General features: G+C 29.3%; 12 protein-coding genes, 1 tRNA gene and 3 pseudogenes. 13 read left to right on the forward strand and 3 right to left on the reverse strand.

The genetic code is table 11. The annotated features are described in order from the left end of the window. Positions 1-122: 122 nt before the first annotated feature. A complete protein-coding gene (locus K5Q05_RS02775; RefSeq protein ID WP_025443623.1) occupies positions 123-641 on the reverse strand; it encodes a BAPKO_0422 family outer member beta-barrel protein in 519 nt (172 codons plus the stop codon). Between the two features lie 605 nt (positions 642-1,246). On the opposite strand from K5Q05_RS02775, the gene K5Q05_RS02780 reads away from it, so the two are divergent. From K5Q05_RS02780 to K5Q05_RS02810, 9 genes and pseudogenes are all read left to right on the forward strand, one after another. Next, positions 1,247-1,783 carry a chemotaxis protein CheW gene (locus tag K5Q05_RS02780; RefSeq protein ID WP_025443622.1) on the forward strand — a complete coding sequence of 179 codons (537 nt, stop codon included), beginning with the start codon at positions 1,247-1,249 and terminating at the stop codon, positions 1,781-1,783. Positions 1,784-1,801: 18 nt separating this feature from the next. Continuing rightward, positions 1,802-2,113 carry an STAS domain-containing protein gene (locus K5Q05_RS02785; RefSeq protein ID WP_025443621.1) on the forward strand — a complete coding sequence of 104 codons (312 nt, stop codon included), beginning with the start codon at positions 1,802-1,804 and terminating at the stop codon, positions 2,111-2,113. 23 nt (positions 2,114-2,136) lie between these two features. Continuing rightward, positions 2,137-2,908: pseudogene (locus K5Q05_RS04385) on the forward strand (Hpt domain-containing protein); the annotation flags it as partial. A gap of 173 nt (positions 2,909-3,081) precedes the next feature. After that, positions 3,082-4,275, forward strand: a pseudogene (locus K5Q05_RS04375) (chemotaxis protein CheA); the annotation flags it as partial. Between the two features lie 58 nt (positions 4,276-4,333). Then, positions 4,334-5,485: a CheB methylesterase domain-containing protein gene (locus tag K5Q05_RS02795; RefSeq protein WP_025443619.1), complete on the forward strand. Its 1,152-nt coding sequence runs from the start codon at positions 4,334-4,336 to the stop codon at positions 5,483-5,485. Then, a complete protein-coding gene (locus tag K5Q05_RS02800) occupies positions 5,485-7,257 on the forward strand; it encodes a BB0569 family chemotaxis protein (RefSeq protein WP_025443618.1) in 1,773 nt (590 codons plus the stop codon). Before K5Q05_RS02795 ends, K5Q05_RS02800 begins: the two co-directional genes overlap by 1 nt. A gap of 36 nt (positions 7,258-7,293) precedes the next feature. After that, positions 7,294-7,668 carry a response regulator gene (locus tag K5Q05_RS02805; protein ID WP_020954939.1) on the forward strand — a complete coding sequence of 125 codons (375 nt, stop codon included), beginning with the start codon at positions 7,294-7,296 and terminating at the stop codon, positions 7,666-7,668. 35 nt (positions 7,669-7,703) lie between these two features. Next, a complete protein-coding gene (locus K5Q05_RS04310; protein ID WP_232515442.1) occupies positions 7,704-8,030 on the forward strand; it encodes a hypothetical protein in 327 nt (108 codons plus the stop codon). Positions 8,031-8,042: 12 nt separating this feature from the next. After that, positions 8,043-9,050, forward strand: a pseudogene (locus K5Q05_RS02810) (Sapep family Mn(2+)-dependent dipeptidase); the annotation flags it as partial. A 130-nt stretch (positions 9,051-9,180) separates the two neighbouring features. On the opposite strand, the gene K5Q05_RS02815 reads toward K5Q05_RS02810, so the two are convergent. Next, positions 9,181-9,264 (reverse strand) — tRNA-Leu (locus K5Q05_RS02815). A 7-nt stretch (positions 9,265-9,271) separates the two neighbouring features. After that, on the reverse strand, positions 9,272-9,961 hold the full coding sequence (gene pyrH, locus K5Q05_RS02820) for a UMP kinase (RefSeq protein WP_025443617.1): 690 nt from the start codon (positions 9,959-9,961) through the stop codon (positions 9,272-9,274). A 579-nt stretch (positions 9,962-10,540) separates the two neighbouring features. On the opposite strand from pyrH, the gene K5Q05_RS04315 reads away from it, so the two are divergent. From K5Q05_RS04315 to dnaE, 4 genes are all read left to right on the forward strand, one after another. Further along, positions 10,541-10,774, forward strand: a complete 234-nt coding sequence (locus tag K5Q05_RS04315) for an ATP-binding cassette domain-containing protein (RefSeq protein ID WP_232515440.1) — start codon at positions 10,541-10,543, stop codon at positions 10,772-10,774. A 1-nt stretch (position 10,775) separates the two neighbouring features. Beyond that, positions 10,776-10,904: a hypothetical protein gene (locus K5Q05_RS04320; protein ID WP_255315119.1), complete on the forward strand. Its 129-nt coding sequence runs from the start codon at positions 10,776-10,778 to the stop codon at positions 10,902-10,904. Positions 10,905-11,845: 941 nt separating this feature from the next. Beyond that, the gene (gene pyrG, locus K5Q05_RS02830; protein WP_025443615.1) at positions 11,846-13,456 is read left to right on the forward strand and encodes a glutamine hydrolyzing CTP synthase; all 1,611 of its coding nucleotides are present in this window, start codon (positions 11,846-11,848) and stop codon (positions 13,454-13,456) included. Positions 13,457-13,736: 280 nt separating this feature from the next. Beyond that, positions 13,737-17,180, forward strand: a complete 3,444-nt coding sequence (dnaE, locus tag K5Q05_RS02835; protein ID WP_025443614.1) for a DNA polymerase III subunit alpha — start codon at positions 13,737-13,739, stop codon at positions 17,178-17,180. Positions 17,181-17,209 lie beyond the last annotated feature (29 nt).

The following is a 17,209-nucleotide window of genomic DNA, read 5'->3' on the forward strand; positions in this document are numbered from 1 at the left end:
ATTGATAAATTTTAGTGGAAAGGAATATTTCATGTATTAAGAATATGTGAAGGTTACTTTGTTTAGTTTATAAAGAGAAAAGTATTGACTACTTTTTCTCTTTATATAATAAATAGTTTTTATTATACAAACCAAAATCTTATTCCAAGTGCCGCAAATACTTCCCATCTAAATCCAACTCTTTTGCTCCAAATATTTATTCCAAGACCGGGTGCTACTTTAAAAAATAGATCAAATTTTTTTTTGGTTATTGCAAGATTTAGAATCAATGGTAATCTTGCTCCTAAACTCAGTGGTCCATTATTTGTTTGGTTTTTGTCCCATCTTGAAAGCCATATTGTCCCATAAATGCCACATCCAGCAAAAAAGTCTAGAATATCTGTACCTGCGAAATTATTACTTGTGGAAAAGATATAATCTACTGCTAAAAATAAGGTTCGCCAATCCTTAAAAAGGTTATTTGTCCCACTGTAGATACCAAAGTCTACATCAAAATTCCAAATGTTGAGTTCTAAAACAATTGGGAATGGTAGTAAGGTTCCTATCCCGAATTTACTTCTGGTTGTTGATTCTAAATTTGCAAAAGCATATGTTGATAATAGCATTAACATTATTAAGATAAGTATGTGCTTTTTTATCATAAGTTTTTTACCTTCTTTTTTATCATAAGTTTTTTCCTTTTGTTATAAAACTTAATTCTATTTCTATATTTTAATAATCCAATGAGTTTGTGATAGAGAAAGTGTATCTTATAATTTATTTTTTATCCAATTTTTTTTCATAGTTAGGGAAATGAGTTGTTTATTCGTGGGTATTCTTGCTTTAGTTTATAACTAGTGCTGGAATAAGATTTTTACTTGTGTATTTACTTTATTGTCCAATGTTCCATAATTGCAATTGATTTAAATAAAAATAAATTATTTGTGATTCATAGGTATATAATAGATATAAAGGCAATATTTATATTGTGTGAGAGTTAAATTTTTCATAGGAGTTTTATTGTAGTTTTGCTTGAATTGTTTTGTTAATGTTATTTAACATTTATGTTTTTACTTTACTATGTAAGATAATTGTATGAGATTTCATTTTTATTATGGATAGTAGCTTAACATTATTTTATATTTGTTTGGTATTGAAATTTTTGATTTATAATTGATACATAACAATATGTAAGATATGTGGAGTTTGAATAAAACTTGCAAGTACTCTATTTGTAATTATTAGTTATCTTAGTTAAGAGGCATTTATGGAATTAGAAACCAATGTACAAGATAAGTTAAGTCAGTATCTTTTATTTAGTTTGGATGAGCTTTATGCGATTGAGATTAAGTTTGTTGTTGAGGTATTAGAGTATACGAAAATATCAAAAATACCAAGGACCCCTGATTATATGGCAGGAATAATTAATAATAGAGGGAAAATAGTTCCAATAATTGATATTAGAAAACAATTTGGTATGGAAGAGCGTAAAGTTAATGATGATGAAATGAAGAAAAATAAAGGCGTTAATATTTCAAATATAATCATATTAACTTTGATACATGAAGGGGATGAATTGAATCTTGGGATTTTAGTAGATTATGTTAATGAGGTTCTTGAATTAAATCCATCTGATATTGATGATGCTCCAAAGCTTGGAACGGGGTTTAATTCAAGATTTATATCTGGGATTGGTAAGAATAATAATAGGTTTATTATTATTCTTAATATAGAAAACTTATTTGATATTAAAGACCTATCCAGATTTAAAAATACTACAGTACATCACTCTGATTATGATTAATAGGAGTTTTTAAGTGTTATGATTTATAAGCCAGAAGGGGAACTTGTGGTAAACAATATTTTTAAGGTTAAAGAAGATCTTTTAAATATTTTTAAAGAGATGCAAGAAAAAGAGACATTGATTATTAACCTTGCAAATGTAGAAAAAGTAGATGTTACTTTTATACAAATTTTGTATGCTTCCAGTAAATATGCTAGAGATATAAATGTATTTATAAAGATAGAATATCCGTCTGATGAAGTTTTAAGTTCATTAATATATGGGGGATTTTTAAATGACATTGAAGATATTGATAATTTAGATTTAGGGTTTAGTTTAGTTGAATTTTAGTTTTATGTATTTAAGGGCATTGTATGAATAGCAATGATATTATTGATAAATTTAAAGATTCTTTTAAAGAGGAGTCTGTAGAGAATATTTCAGATATTGAGCAAGCACTTCTTAATATTGAGTTTGAATCAGGAGAAGAGGTTATTAATTCTATTTTTAGGAATTTTCATACAATAAAGGGCAGTGCTGGAATGTTTGGTTTTAATTTGACAGCTTCTCTTGTGCATGAAATAGAAACGGTTCTTGATCCTATAAAGGGCGGATTTGATGTATTTAATCAGAATACTGTTGATGCTACTTTAATGGCAGTTGATTTTATTCGGGAGCTAATTGAAGGAGATGAGGCTATTGATGAGATTGCATATAAAGATCGTGAAAAATTTTTAATAGATAAAATAAAAAAAGGGGTTGGATTTGGTAAAGATTTGGTTTTAACTTTTAGTGGAGAAGAGGAGATAAGTTCTTCTAGTAATTTAGGTTCTCAAGGAGCTGTCTTGGGTACATCTTTAGAGGAAGATAAATTTGAAGATGAGGCTTTAAATATTGAGACTAAGTTTTATAGAGTTCGTTTTTCACCTTCAAAGGGAATTTTATTTCATGGGCATAAACCCATCAATTTTTTAAAAAAATTATTAAATTTAGGAAGTGGGCAGGTTAGGGCTAACGTTAAAAATATTCCTAATTTGGAGTTAATATCTGCTGATAATGTTTATGTTGAGTGGGAAGTTAAGTTAGAAACAGAAGAAAGTAAAAGTGCTATAGAAGATATTTTTATGTTTTTGGATGGACAGTCAAGATTTATTGTTGAAGAAGTTGACATGTCTTATGAAATTTCTAAAGCTTTTGAGCTTGATTCTTTAGTAGATAATTTAGATAAAAATAGTGATGATGATATTTTTTCTAAAGAAAGTCAGATTTCATCATCAAAAGAAATATATAATAAGGCTGCTTTTAAGGTCGGTGGAGCTAATTTTAATGATGATACTGCAAGGAGTAAAGTAAACATTGCAAGTATTAAGGTTGATTCGAAAAAATTAGATCATTTAGTAAATCTTGTTGGTGAGCTTGTTACGATTCAATCTAAGTTGGCAAAGGAAGCTGAGAATAGTAATCTTAATGTTTTAAATTCAATTTCAGCTGAGTTTTCTTTTCTTATTAATGAACTTAGAGATTATACTACAGGACTTAGGACGGTTCCTATTGAAGTTTTATTTGTAAAATTTCAAAGAGTAGTTAAGGATTTATCTGATCAGCTTGGCAAATCAATTCTTTATAATACTCAAGGTGGTGATACTGTTCTTGATAAAAGTATTATTGAAAGATTAAATGAACCCTTAGTACATTTAATAAGAAATTCAATTGACCATGGAATTGAGTCAGTTGAAGAGAGACTAAAATTAGGAAAGGATTCAAAAGGTACAATTAAGCTTTCTGCATATCAGTCAGGTGATTCTGTGGTTGTTACTATCGAGGATGATGGTAAAGGACTTGATAAGCGTAAGATAATTAAGAGGGCTATAGAGAAAAATATAATATCTGAGGCTACTTCAAAAGCTTTATCCACTACAGATGTCTATAATTTAATTTTTGAACCTGGATTTTCAACAGCTGATGTTGTGACTAATATATCGGGACGTGGTGTTGGAATGGATGTTGTTAGAACTCAGGTAGAGTCTCTTAGAGGAAATGTTGTTCTTGAGAGTGAATTTGGTAAATATACTAGAACAAAGTTGATTTTTCCTTTGACTTTGGCAATTATTGAAGGCTGGCTAATTAGAGTCAAGGATGATCATTTTATAGTTCCTATTTCTAGTGTTGAATCTTGTTTTGAGGCAGATAAATTGGTTTCTAAAGTATATGGGCTTGAAAATAATGGTAATGTGATGAATTACAGAGGTGGTATGATTAATTTTATACGTTTGCGAGAGTTTTTTGGGATATCTGAGGAAAGGAGTTATAGTGAACATGTTGTCGTTGTTAATACAAATAGTGGTAAAATAGGGCTTGTGGTTGATGAGATATTAGGGCAACATCAAACTGTTATAAAGACTTTAGGTAAAATCTATTCTAAAGCAGAAGGAGTTTCTGGAGCTACAATACTTGGAGATGGTAGTCTAGCGCTAGTGATTGATATTGATGCAATAACTAGGGCTATAAGATAGTATATTTATAATATATTTTGAGGTTTTATAAGGTAGGTTTATATAAAAGAGTAGTAATGTGAAAATATTGATAATTGATATTCAAGGTCTTATAAGGCAAGTTTTTGTTAAAGTTTTTTCTAAGGATGCGGGTGTTGAGATATTAAATCCGGGTTCTAATTCTTTAAATCTTATTAATGTTTTTTTACAAAAATTTCCTAATTTGGTTATTGTTGATGAAAATACAGCTAAGTCGCATTTTGGAACTGCTCTTAATAATGTTCTTAATAATATTTTACTTCCTGTTGTTTTTATAGTGCAAAATGAAGTTTCTCCAAATTTTGGATTTCTTGAGTCTAAGCAAGATAGAATTAAATTAATAATAAATAAACTTAACTTTAAGCTTACAATTAATTTATTTCGGAGTGATTACTTGGCTTTAATAAAATCTGAGGTCCTAAAACTAGCTAATAATAAATTTATTGCTTCGTCTGCAGCTAAAATAATTAAAGCTCCTAATTTTTTTGATACGTCTGAGGGAAAGAAATCCGATATGGATAGTTCTGGTATAACAAAAAGCTATAAAGTTTCAGATGTTATTAATGTTGCTCCTAAGAATGATCCAGATGTTGTTTTGAGATATCAAGGTGTTATTAATAAAAATAAAACCGGAAAAGTTATTTTTGTTGGTTCTTCAACGGGTGGTACTGAGGCTTTAAGAGTTTTTTTAAAGATTTTTAAGAGAGACTCTCCTCCAATTGTTATTGTTCAACATATGCCAGGGGGATTTACAACATCTTTTGCAAAAAGTTTGAATAATGAACTTGAAGTTGATGTGAAAGAGGCTGAAGATGGAGATATTTTAAGACCCGGTCTTGTAATAATTGCAAATGGTCATTATCATTTAATTGTGAAGTATGTTAATGGTAATTATTTTGTTAATTTATTAGATGGTCCTTTGGTTAGTAGACATAAGCCTTCTGTTAATGTGTTATTCCGTTCTGCTGCTATGTATGCTGGAGAGAATGCTATTGGAGTTATGCTTACGGGGATGGGAGATGATGGTGCTTTTTGTATGCTTGAGATGAAGAAAAGTGGTGCATATAACATTGCTCAAGATCAGGAAACATCTGTGGTGTTTGGTATGCCTATGGAGGCAATAAAAATAGGGGCTGTAGATAAAGTTCTTCCTTTGAATAAGATATCTGAATATATTTTGAGGAGATCTTAATGGAAGATAATAATAAACTTTTAGATATTAATCCGCATATTAATAAATTATTTTCTGAGCTTGAAATTTTTGATAATCGTTCAAAACAAATTTATGCCAGTTTAAGTAAATCAATTCCTAAATTAATAGAGAAGCTTTCTAAAGATGTTAAAGATTTATCTTTTAATATTGGTTTTATTTCTAATCTTGATATTGATAATGATTACTCTTTAAATAATTTTATCTCTAAAGTACTAAGGGTATTGGATGATTTTGTATCTTATTTTAATTCGTCAGCTAAATTGCTTGAAACTCAGTTCAGCATAATAAGGGATAAAGTCAAGGATATAGAGATTCTTGAAGATGTCATTGAAAAGATGAAAAAAAGTTCTATTGATATGGAAATAATGTCCATTAATACTTTAACTGTTGCTATGAGAGCTGGGAGAGCGGGAGGGGCTTTTTCTTATATTACAAATGAGATTAAAACTTTGACCCAATCTATGATTAAGCAAGCAGATCAGCTGACTAGTAGGGGTAGAGATATTAAAGTTGGACTTGATCGTGCTAAAGAGCAGATACTTGAAAATAATACTGCTGAGAATAAAATTCTTGAAGAGTTTAAGGATAGTTTGGTTAAAAATATAGATGAATTTTCAGGAGAGATAGGAGAAGTTATTGCCTTTTATGATAATATACTAGGCATACTTAATGATTTGAGATCTAAGTTTGTAAATGCCGTATCTTATTTACAGTTTCAAGACAGACTTACTCAGTCTTTGCATCATTTAAATATTATGTATTCAAGCGTTGATATTTTAAGGTTTAGAGATATAAATGAAATTCAAAAGTTAAAAGTTTTGTCTGTTTTTACAGATTCATCCAAGATGATAATTAAGGATGTTATTGCTAAATTGGATGAAAATTTTATGGCTTTTGAAGGATTTCTTGATGCATCCATTTCTTCTATTAGTGTTATTAATGATTTAAAATCAGATAATTCTTTATATGTTGATATTTCAAGATCAGTAGAATCTTTTTCGATTATTTTATCAAGTTTACTTAAAAGAATTGATGACGTTGAGAAAAATAATGCTGATTTTTTAAATCTTTATTATGAGCAGATTAAGATTGTTAAGTCTTTGGAATTTATGTTTTCAAATATTTCAGCTATTTCTTCTAGGTTCCAAAACATTAATATAGCTTCCAAAATAGAGGTTGTAAAAAGAGTTGAACTTGAGGATATGGAGAGTAATATTTCTGAGATGTCAAAAGTTATTAGTAATATTGAGCTCAATATTACTAAAGGACGAGAATTCTTAACTCAAATAATATTTTTCTTTGAAAAAGTTGTAAAGGATTGTGATAATAGATTTTATCTTGAAAAAAATTATTTTAACAGGTTTAAAAAATTATTTATTGAGTTAAAGAATGATATTTTTGAGATAAAAAAGATTGCTGTTGATCAAGTATTATCTTATGAGATATTTCCAGTTCAGTTCTTGGAAATATTCGAAGAAATAAAATTAGATATTCAGAATATTGAGAATTTAAAAATGGATCTTTTGAATCTTGAAAAGACTTTAGTTAAAATGGACGATGATATTAATGGTATTCTTGATTCAGAATTGTTGAAAAATGGTTTTGATTGTGTTGAAATTGAGGACAAGGAGTTTATTCGCAGAATTGCTAATAGATTTACTTTATTTGTTCATAAAAAATATTTATTGTCTCTTATTGAAGATGAAAGAGATGTGCTCTCATTTGATGAGGGTAGTGTAATTTTATTTTGACTTTTGTATACTTTTATATGGTTTTAGGAGGATTGAATGCAGAAAAAAATTTTAGTTATAGATGACAATAGAGCTATTAGACAAAGTGTTGCTTACATTTTAGAGCAGAATGGTTTTAGAGTTTCTGAGGCCCAGGATGGGTTAGAGGGTGTGTCAAAATTTAAGGAAGCTGTTGGACAGAGTGATAAAGATTTTGATCTTGTTATTACGGATATTAATATGCCTAATTTAGATGGAATAGGGCTTATTAAGCAGATAAGAGAATTTGGAAGTTTTGTTCCAATACTTGTTTTGACTACTGAGTCTGAGCAGTCAAAGGTTGATGAGGGACGTAAAGCTGGTGCAACTGGTTGGCTTGTTAAACCTTTCAATCCTGACACTCTTATGCAAACAATATCAAAAATATTTTAGTCTTTGTTTCCAAACTATGGTTAAGGTTTAGTATTATGAGTTTTAAATTAAAGGAACAATTTTATTTTCATTTAGGAGAATTAGTCAAATTTAATAGTGTTGCTGCTTCTTATTCAAAAAATAAGCCTTTTGGGGAACAGATTGATTTGTGTTTGGATAAAGTTTTAGAAATAGCTCAAGATATTGGTTTTGAAGTTTTTAAGGTCAGGGATGGATATTATGGTTTTGCTGATATAGGGAAAGGCGACGAACTTATAGGTGTTTTAACTCACATTGATGATATTGTTGATGCTGGAAATGTTTTTAATTGGCATGCAGATCCTTTTAAGCTTAGTTTTAAAGATGGCAAGGTATTATGCTAGGGATGTTTTGATGATAAGGGACCTTTGATGGCTGTTCTTTATGCTTTTAAATTGTTAGTATCAGAGGGTACTTTTTTGAAGAAAAGATTTAGGGTGATTTTTGGAACAGATGAAGAAACCGCATGGCGTTGTATTGAGCAGTATAAGATTAGGGAAGAGATTCCTGACTTTTCTTTTACGCCTGATGGTAATTTTCCTGTTGTTAATGCTGAGAAGGGGTTATTACAGTTTGATGTTATTAGTGATGAGAAATTTTTTATGAATTTTGGTCTTGGATTTGGATATAATGTGATTCCTGATGAGTGTTCTTTTGAGCTTGGTGATTTTAATAAATGTGATTTTAGAATTTTACTTGATAGTTTTGAGGGTAAGGTTAAATATAAGTTTTTTGAGAACAATGTTATAATTCAAGGAATTTCTGCCCATGCTTCATTACCTGAGATTGGTGTTAATGTTGCTCCTTATGCCCTAACTATTATTAATTATTTAGATGTAAAAGCCAATTTTATTAACTTTTTTAAAGACAAAATAGGTTTTACTATTAATGGTGAAAAACTGTTTGGTGAAGTCTTAGAAGACTCAAAATCTGGCAAGCTTACTCTTTGCTTGACAAAAATTAGTTTGTCTAAGACATCTAATCAGATTTTATCTTTTGATATGAGATATCCTGTAAGTTATAAGAGAGAAGGATTAGTGGATTTAATAAAGAAAGCTTTAAATTCATATTCTTTAGATTATCATGAAGTATCTTGTCTTGATTCTCTTTATGTTGATTCTGGTTTAAGTTTTGTTGAGTCTTTGATTGAGGTTTATAAGAAATTTACCGGCGAGATAGGTGCTATACCTATTTCTATTGGTGGTGCAACTTATGCAAGGGCTTTAAAGAATTGTGTTGCTTTTGGTCCATTATTTAAAGGAGCAGATAATACAGCTCATAAAATTAATGAATATATTAAGGAAAATGATCTTATGAATCTTATTTTGATTTATAAATATGCTATTGAGAGCTTGAATATTTAAATTTTTATAGGTATTAATAATTTTTTATTTGTTTTGTCAAGTTTATTAATATTTGTAGCAAGTTATATTTGTATTTTTTTCTATAGCATGGCTTGGTATAAGCTTAATTTCTTATTTAAGTAAATGTAAATACCGGTAGTCGGAGTCGAACCGACACGAAGTTGCCCTCATCAGATTTTGAGTCTGACGCGTCTACCAATTCCGCCATACCGGTAATAGTCTTATTTTACTACAATAGTGCCTAAAAAATCATCATTTTTATCAAAAACTTTTTTTAAGTTTTGAAGGTCAATTCCATTTAGTACATAAGCCTTAAGACTAAGCTTTGATGCTAGTTTAGTTGCTATTGGGTCGAATGGCAGATTTGCACCAGGTTCCCAGTTTTTTCCAACAATGTCTTGTAATTCCTTCCAAGTAATGTTTTTTAATCCTTTTGCATCATCAAATTTGTTTGGATCTTTATCATAAATTTGGCTTACATTTGTTAAATTAATTATTTCATCTGACTTAAATTTTTCGGCAAGCTTTACAGTAATATAATCTGTTGAGAATCCTGCTTTCCATCCTGATACAACTAATATTTGTCCTTTAAAATGGAAATCTTGAGTGGGATCGCTAACAATATTGTCAATGCATAATGGTTGCATTGCTTTCTTAATAAGTGTGGCATTTAATTTGGTTGCCATTATCCCAATCTTATCAAGTTCATGATTTTTAAACTTAGGATTGATTTGTTTATAAGCATCTTGATATTCTCTTGCTATTTTTCCACCTCCTGTTATTAAGATGATTTTTCTTCTATTACTTTCTTTTACCCATTTGAAAATAAGATTTCTAAGATTTTTAATATATTCTATGTTGATTTTATCAGGATTGATTATTCCACCCCCAAGGCTAATTATTTTAATCATTTAAACTCCTTATTTTGGGTTGCTTTATCTATTCTTTGATTTGTATTATATAGTATATTTAAACTTATGTAAGTTTCTTAACTATATTATTTGGAGTTTACTTATATTTTGTTTAGAGAGTTTCAAATTTTGTCAATAATTACTTTTTAAGGGTTTGGTGTATGAGTGCGTGTGAGATTTATGTTAATTTTTTATTTATAGAGTTTTTTTAAAGAATCAGTTTTTTGTCCTTGTATTTATTATAGACTCTTTTTACAATAAGTATGAAGAGAGTTTTAATTAAAAATAGACTTTATAGATGTTTCATTTTAGTATGGTAAGAGTAAGGTTTATTCGGGATTAAACTTAACTTTTTCACAGTCACAGACTTGCTTGATTATTGTAAAAAGAGTGGAATGGAAAAAACTACTTTGCTTAACTTTTATTAGTGGTGAGATTTTAAATTCGTTAAAAGGGGGGGGGGAGGTGAGTTTTATTTGATTCTTCAAAAGTTTTTCTAAATATAGCCTTTGAATTTGATGAATTTATTTTTTGTGTTTTAAGAATTTAAGCTGCCCAATATTTCTTTAAATGATTGTTATGAGTCTTTGTATAGATTTTGTCCAAGTTTTAGAGAAAAAGATTTATGGAATATACTTATTGAAATTTGAGGTAGATGTTAATCTCAAATTTATGTCTTTTTCATACGGTCAGAAGGAAAAGAGTGTTATTACTTTTTCTATTGCTACAGATGTTCATATATTGATCTTTGATGAATTAACAAATGGTTGTGGTATTGCTTCAAGGAGTGTTTTTAGGGGGCATTTCAAGTGAGATGGAAGACAAAATAGTTAGTGTTAGAGATTTTGTAGATCATTTGAATATTATTGGGAATAATAATACTCTTTTCTCAAATTCAGTTTCTTATATTAAGAATAACTGTGAAGTTAAGGATTGTATATAAATTAGGTTGGAAAGAGGTTGATTATGAACAAGAAAAAAGTGGATTTAAGTAGATTTATTTTGAGATTGGAGCTTGTGATAATGATTTTAAACTTGATTTTTGCTTTTTATATATTATTAGCACTAAGGTAAAGGATTTAGCAGATGTTTAGTTTAAAAAGATTTTTTAATCTGTTTATTTGTGATTTTGTTTACGATAAAAAATTATATTTTTATTTTGTTATTTCAATTTTTTAGCTCTTACTTTTTTCCACATTTTTTTAGGAATTTTTTAGGGGGGGGGTACTGATTCACTGCTTTTCTATTTCTACAAGGTGATTTCTTATTGTATTTTGGAGATTTGTTTTATCTTATTTATGTATGCAGAATGTTTGATCATTATAAATTAATTCATGATTTGCATGAAGAGATGTATTTTGTTTATTTCTATCTGTTTCAACCTTAGATAGATATTTGTTTGGTTTATTTAAGTTTTTTGTTGATAAATATTTATTTGAGATTAAAAACTAATTTTAGTGATTTCAATAAAGGGTATTATTGATTTAATTTATTTTCATTCTTTTTGCAGGTTTTATAGATAGTTGTGCATATTTTGTTCTTAAAAGTTTAGGTAACTTAAATATTCAGGCTTGTTTGAGTATTTTATTGGAATTAATATTTTTTTTGCAATACTATTCTTTTTATTATTGGGATTTTTAGTTGTTGTATATTTATCATTATTAGAGTTATGGTGACTACTGCTTATTTATGAATAAAGTGATTATTGATTTTCATAGTTAGCATTTTTTATTAAAATGATATTTTAAAGGTAATTTTTTTATATAAATTATGTTTATGGATAAAATTGTAAGTTTTTTTGTAATTGTTATGGTGCTAAAGATTTTGATTTAAGGTATTTTAGACATTGGCATTGGTTGTTTGAATTTATTTTGGAGGGTGTTAATGATAGATAATCTAAAGATTTTGGTAGTAACAGGTGGAGTGATTTCTGGGATAGGTAAAGGAGTTACATCAGCAAGTATCGCAAGGTTATTTAAGGATAATTTGAAGATAACACCAATTAAGTGTGATGGTTATTTGAATACTGATCCTGGTACTATTAATCCTGTGGAGCATGGAGAGGTTTTTGTTCTCAATGATGGTGGGGAAGTTGACATGGATTTTGGTCATTATGAGCGATTTTTGAATCTGAATTCTAAATCTAATTGGAACATTACGATGGGCAAAATATATAAAAATATTCTTGAAAATGAGAGACAAGGGAAATATTTAGGACGGACTGTACAGCTTATTCCTCATGTTACTAATGAGATCAAAGAAACGATTTTTAGGATTGCTGAAGATGAGGGCAGTGAACTTTTAGTAATTGAGATTGGTGGTACTGTAGGGGATATGGAAAACATTTTGTTTATTGAGACAATGAGACAGATAAGATATGACATTGGGAGTGATAATATTGCTTTTGTTCACTTGACTTATATTCCAAATCCTGTTGGGATAAATGAACAAAAGTCTAAACCTACGCAACAGAGTGTAAAGACTTTAAATAAAGCTGGAATTTTTCCAGATTTAATTATTGCTAGAAATTCTCAACTTTTAACAAACCAGATAAGACAAAAAATAGCAATGTTTTGTAATGTTGATGCTTCATCTATTATTGATAATGTTGATGTTTCTACTATTTATGAAATCCCTCTATCTTTTTATAAACAAGGATTACATGAAATTTTGGGATCAAGATTAAAAATAAATGTTAAGCCCAAAGTGGATAGTCTTGATCGATTAGTTAATATAATAAAGAAAAATCTTGTATTTCCTAAGAAGGTAGTCAATATTGCTATTTGTGGTAAATATACTGAGCTTGGTGATTCTTATGCATCAATATTTGAGTCTTTAACGCATGTGTCTGCTAATTTAGATATGTTGGTTAAGACAACTGTAATTGATAGTACCAATTTTAATGAGGAGATGTTGAAGAATATAGATGGTATAGTAGTGCCTGGTGGTTTTGGTGGTAGAGGATATGAAGGTAAAATTCGTGCAATTAAATATGCTCGTGAAAATAATATTCCTTTTCTTGGTATTTGTCTTGGTATGCAACTTGCAGTAATTGAATTCGCTCGTAATGTTTGTGGAATACTTGATGCTGATACTGAAGAAAATTTTTCTGATGATGGTGCTACATGCAGATCTATTAGTCCTGTTGTTCATTTATTGCCTGGTCAAAAGGAACTGAAAGATAAGGGTGCTACAATGCGACTTGGAGGACATCCTGTTTTTTTAAAGAAAGGTACGATTGCTTTTAAACTTTATGGAAGTGAAATGATCTTTGAAAGATTTAGACATAGGTATGAGGTTAACAATGACTATCTTGATGTATTTAATAATCATGGACTTGTTGTATCTGGATTTTCTCAAGATTCCCGGATAGTAAAAATGATAGAAATACCGAATAATAAGTTTTTTGTAGCTTGTCAATTTCATCCTGAGCTGATTACAAGATTGGAGAGTCCAGCTAAACTTTTTGTAGGGTTAATAAAAGCATGTCTTTAATTATTAAGTTTGTTATTATTTTATATTAATAATTATCTGAAGTTTGACTATTTGTTAGGTATATTGATTAATGATTTTTATAATTGAGTATTTTGGATTTAGTTTCTAGAAATATTAAGTTAAATATTTTAGTAGCAATTTAAATTGATTCCATGAAGTATGGGTTTGGATTGTTTTATAGGTGATTTGCAATAATCATGCTTGTTATTTAATATTTTGTTTTAGTTTAAGGTATGCCCTATTAAAAATCAGATTTTATTTTGATAAAATAAGTATGGATATGGATTTAAAAGTTGAATTTGTTCATTTGCATGTGCACTCAGATTATTCTCTCCTAGATGGAGCTGCCAAGATTACAGATATTGTGGCAAAGGCAAAAAAATGTAATATGTCCCATATTGCATTGACAGATCATGGCAATCTTTTTGGTGCTATTAGGTTTTATAGGGAAGCAAAAAGAGAAGGAATAAATCCCATAATTGGTATTGAAGCTTATATGTCAAGCACGGCAAAGCATATAAAGAAAAATGATGAGCTTGGAAGACCTTATTATCATTTAATTCTTCTTGCAAAGAATGAATTAGGTTATAAGAATTTATTGAAGCTGACAAGTATTTCCTATCTTGAGGGATTTTATTATCGTCCAAGGATAGATAAGAGTGATATTGAAAAATATTCTCAGGGTCTTATTTGCACATCTGCATGTATTGGTGGGATTATTCCTCAATTAATTATTGCAGGTAGATTTGATGATGCAAAGAGTGAAATTCTTTGGTTTAAAAGTGTTTTTGGTGATGATTTTTATCTTGAGCTTCAACGTCATGGTATTAAACAACAGGATATAGTTAATGAAAAATTAATAGCCTATTCTAGAGAACTTCATGTTCCACTAACTGTGTCGAATGATTCTCATTATGTAAATAAAGAAGATGCAAAGGCTCAAGATATTATGGTATGTATTGGAACAGGTGCTAAGATAAGCGATCCTAATAGACTTAAAATGGAGACTGATGAATTTTATATTAAATCTCAAGAAGAGATGTATGAACTATTTAGGGATTTACCAGAAGCTTTAGCAAATACTTTGAAAATTGCTGAAAAATGTAATGAATTTGAGATCCAATTTCCAGGTCCTATTTTTCCTGAATATCAGGTGCCTAATGAATTTGTTACCCTTAGTCAGTATTTGGAACATTTGACACTTGAAGGTTTAAAATTTAGATATGGAAATATAAATGATAGCATTAAAGATCGTGCTTTTTATGAACTCTCAACGATTATCAAGATGGGATTTGAAGCGTATTTTTTAATTGTTTGGGATTTTATTAAATTTGCACATGATAATGGTATTCCTGTTGGTCCTGGGCGTGGATCTGGAGCTGGTTCTATTGTTGCATATGCTCTTAGAATTACAGATATTGATCCTCTAAAATATAATTTGCTTTTTGAGAGATTTTTAAATCCTGAGCGTGTATCTATGCCTGACTTTGATATTGATTTTTGCTTTGAAGGTAGAGATGAGGTTATAAAGTATGTTACAAGCAAGTATGGTGAGGATAGGGTTGCACAGATAATTACTTTTGGAACTTTAAAGCCTAAAGCTGTATTTAAGGATGTGGGAAGAGTTTTAGATATTCCTTTTTCTGAATCCAATGAGCTTACTAAGCTTATTCCTGATGGGCCAAAGGTTTCCTTAAAAGAAGTTTTTGCAGATGGGTCTTTAAGTGCATATTTAAATAAGGGGCCTATTTATGACGAATTGATGAATGCGGCACTTGTTCTTGAAGGCATGAATAGACATGTTTCAACTCATGCAGCAGGCATTGTAATTGCTAGGACAACTTTAACAGATTGTGTTCCACTTTATAAAGATTATAAGCAAAACACGGTTTCTACTCAGTATACCATGGATTTATTAGAGGATTGTGGTCTTGTAAAGATGGATTTTCTTGGACTTAAGACATTAACTTTAATAAAGAATGCAGAAAATCTTATTAGGCTTACTAAGCCTGATTTTAGTATTGCTAATATTTCTGATAGTGATCCTAAGACTTTCAAGATGCTTTCTGAGGGACGTAGTGCTTCTGTTTTTCAGTTTGAATCTGAAGGTATGCAGCAAGTTTTAAGGGAAGCTAAACCTGATAGTATTGAGGATTTAATTGCTTTAAATGCACTTTATCGTCCAGGTCCTATGCAATTTATACCTCAATTTATTTCGGCTAAGACAGGGACTAGGCGAATTAGATATCCTCATCCAGACTTGAGGGAAGTTTTAAAACCAACTTATGGAGTTATTGTTTATCAAGAGCAAGTGATGGAAGTTGCAAAGATTATTGGCGGGTTTTCTCTTGGAAAAGCAGATATCTTAAGGCGTGCAATGGGAAAGAAGAAAGAAGATGAAATGAATAAGATGAAGGTTGACTTTATAAAAGGTGCTATTAGTAAAGGTTATGATGAAAGCCTTGCAAGTGATATATTTGAGCTTTTAAAGCCTTTTGCTAATTATGGATTTAATAAATCTCACGCAGCTGCATACTCTTTAATAGCTTATCAAACAGCATATCTTAAGGCTAATTATCCTGAAAATTTTATGGCAGCCAATTTAACAAATGAGATTAATAACACTGAAAAACTATCTTATTATATTGAAGAAGCAAAGTTAATGGGTATAAATGTTTTAAAACCCGATATAAATCAGTCTTTTAAAGAGTTTCGTGTGGTGGATTTTAATATTTCTTATGGTCTTAATGGGATTAAGAATATTGGTGGTTCAATGGTTGATCTTATAATTACTGAGAGGCAAGAGAATGGAGAATATAAATCTTTTGAAGATTTTATTAGAAGAGTAGATGATAAAGTTATAAATAGAAAATTTCTTGAAGCTGCAATAAAGTCTGGACTTTTTGACAGTCTTGGGCAAAATAGAAGAACACTTTTTGAAAATTTTGACAGATTAATAGATGTTGTAACGAAAGATAAAAATGATAAAAGGTTTGGTCAATGTAGTTTGTTTGCTACTTTTGGAACACAAGATATTACTCATAAAAGTTTTAGTTATGATATATTTGAAGAATATTCTTATCCTGAACTTTTGGGATTTGAAAAAGAGCTTTTGGGATTCTATGTCTCTGGACATCCTCTTGACCCTTATAAAGCAGAAATAGAGCGCTTTACAGATTTTAATGTTTTAGAAGATCTTGCTATTAAGAAGAATAGTACTGTTAAATTTGCTGGTATTCTTAATTCAATAAAGGTTATTCATACTAAAAGAAATAATACTAAGATGGCATTTGGTGTTATTGAAGATTTTAAAGGTGTGATCGATATTGTAGTTTTTACTGAAAGTTATGAGAAATATAAACATTTGTTTATTGAGGGTGATGTGATTGGTGTTGTAGGTAAGATGACATTTAATAGGGATAGATTTTCAATAATTGTTGAAAAAGTTTTAAATATTAAAGATATTTCTTTTAATAAGATTAATAATCTTTATATTAAACTTTCTAATGAAAGATTAAATGATTCATATCTTCTTTATTCTTTAAAGGATAAAATTTTGAATCTTGAAGATAATACTGGATTTTCGAATGTTTATCTTTGTTTAAAAAATGATGATAAAAGTTTGAAGCTTAAAATGAATTTAACTTTAAATTTTAAACCTGATGAATTTAAAATTAATTCATTGAGATGTAGTGAAATAGTAGAGGATATTTGGTTTGATTAGGAGGGTTAATTGTGATAATAGAGACTTTA

The sequence above is a fragment of the Borrelia miyamotoi genome (genome assembly GCF_019668505.1).
Taxonomy (GTDB): Bacteria; Spirochaetota; Spirochaetia; order Borreliales; family Borreliaceae; genus Borrelia; species Borrelia miyamotoi.

What these genes read in the sequence shown, in the direction of transcription:
- K5Q05_RS02775 (WP_025443623.1), bottom strand. Translation starts at nt 641, where the DNA reads ATGATAAAAAAGCACATACTTATCTTAATAATGTTAATGCTATTATCA.
- K5Q05_RS02780 (WP_025443622.1), top strand. Translation starts at nt 1,247, where the DNA reads ATGGAATTAGAAACCAATGTACAAGATAAGTTAAGTCAGTATCTTTTA.
- K5Q05_RS02785 (WP_025443621.1), top strand. Translation starts at nt 1,802, where the DNA reads ATGATTTATAAGCCAGAAGGGGAACTTGTGGTAAACAATATTTTTAAG.
- K5Q05_RS02800 (WP_025443618.1), top strand. Translation starts at nt 5,485, where the DNA reads ATGGAAGATAATAATAAACTTTTAGATATTAATCCGCATATTAATAAA.
- K5Q05_RS02805 (WP_020954939.1), top strand. Translation starts at nt 7,294, where the DNA reads ATGCAGAAAAAAATTTTAGTTATAGATGACAATAGAGCTATTAGACAA.
- K5Q05_RS04310 (WP_232515442.1), top strand. Translation starts at nt 7,704, where the DNA reads ATGAGTTTTAAATTAAAGGAACAATTTTATTTTCATTTAGGAGAATTA.
- pyrH (WP_025443617.1), bottom strand. Translation starts at nt 9,961, where the DNA reads ATGATTAAAATAATTAGCCTTGGGGGTGGAATAATCAATCCTGATAAA.
- K5Q05_RS04315 (WP_232515440.1), top strand. Translation starts at nt 10,541, where the DNA reads ATGAGTCTTTGTATAGATTTTGTCCAAGTTTTAGAGAAAAAGATTTAT.
- K5Q05_RS04320 (WP_255315119.1), top strand. Translation starts at nt 10,776, where the DNA reads ATGGAAGACAAAATAGTTAGTGTTAGAGATTTTGTAGATCATTTGAAT.
- pyrG (WP_025443615.1), top strand. Translation starts at nt 11,846, where the DNA reads ATGATAGATAATCTAAAGATTTTGGTAGTAACAGGTGGAGTGATTTCT.
- dnaE (WP_025443614.1), top strand. Translation starts at nt 13,737, where the DNA reads ATGGATTTAAAAGTTGAATTTGTTCATTTGCATGTGCACTCAGATTAT.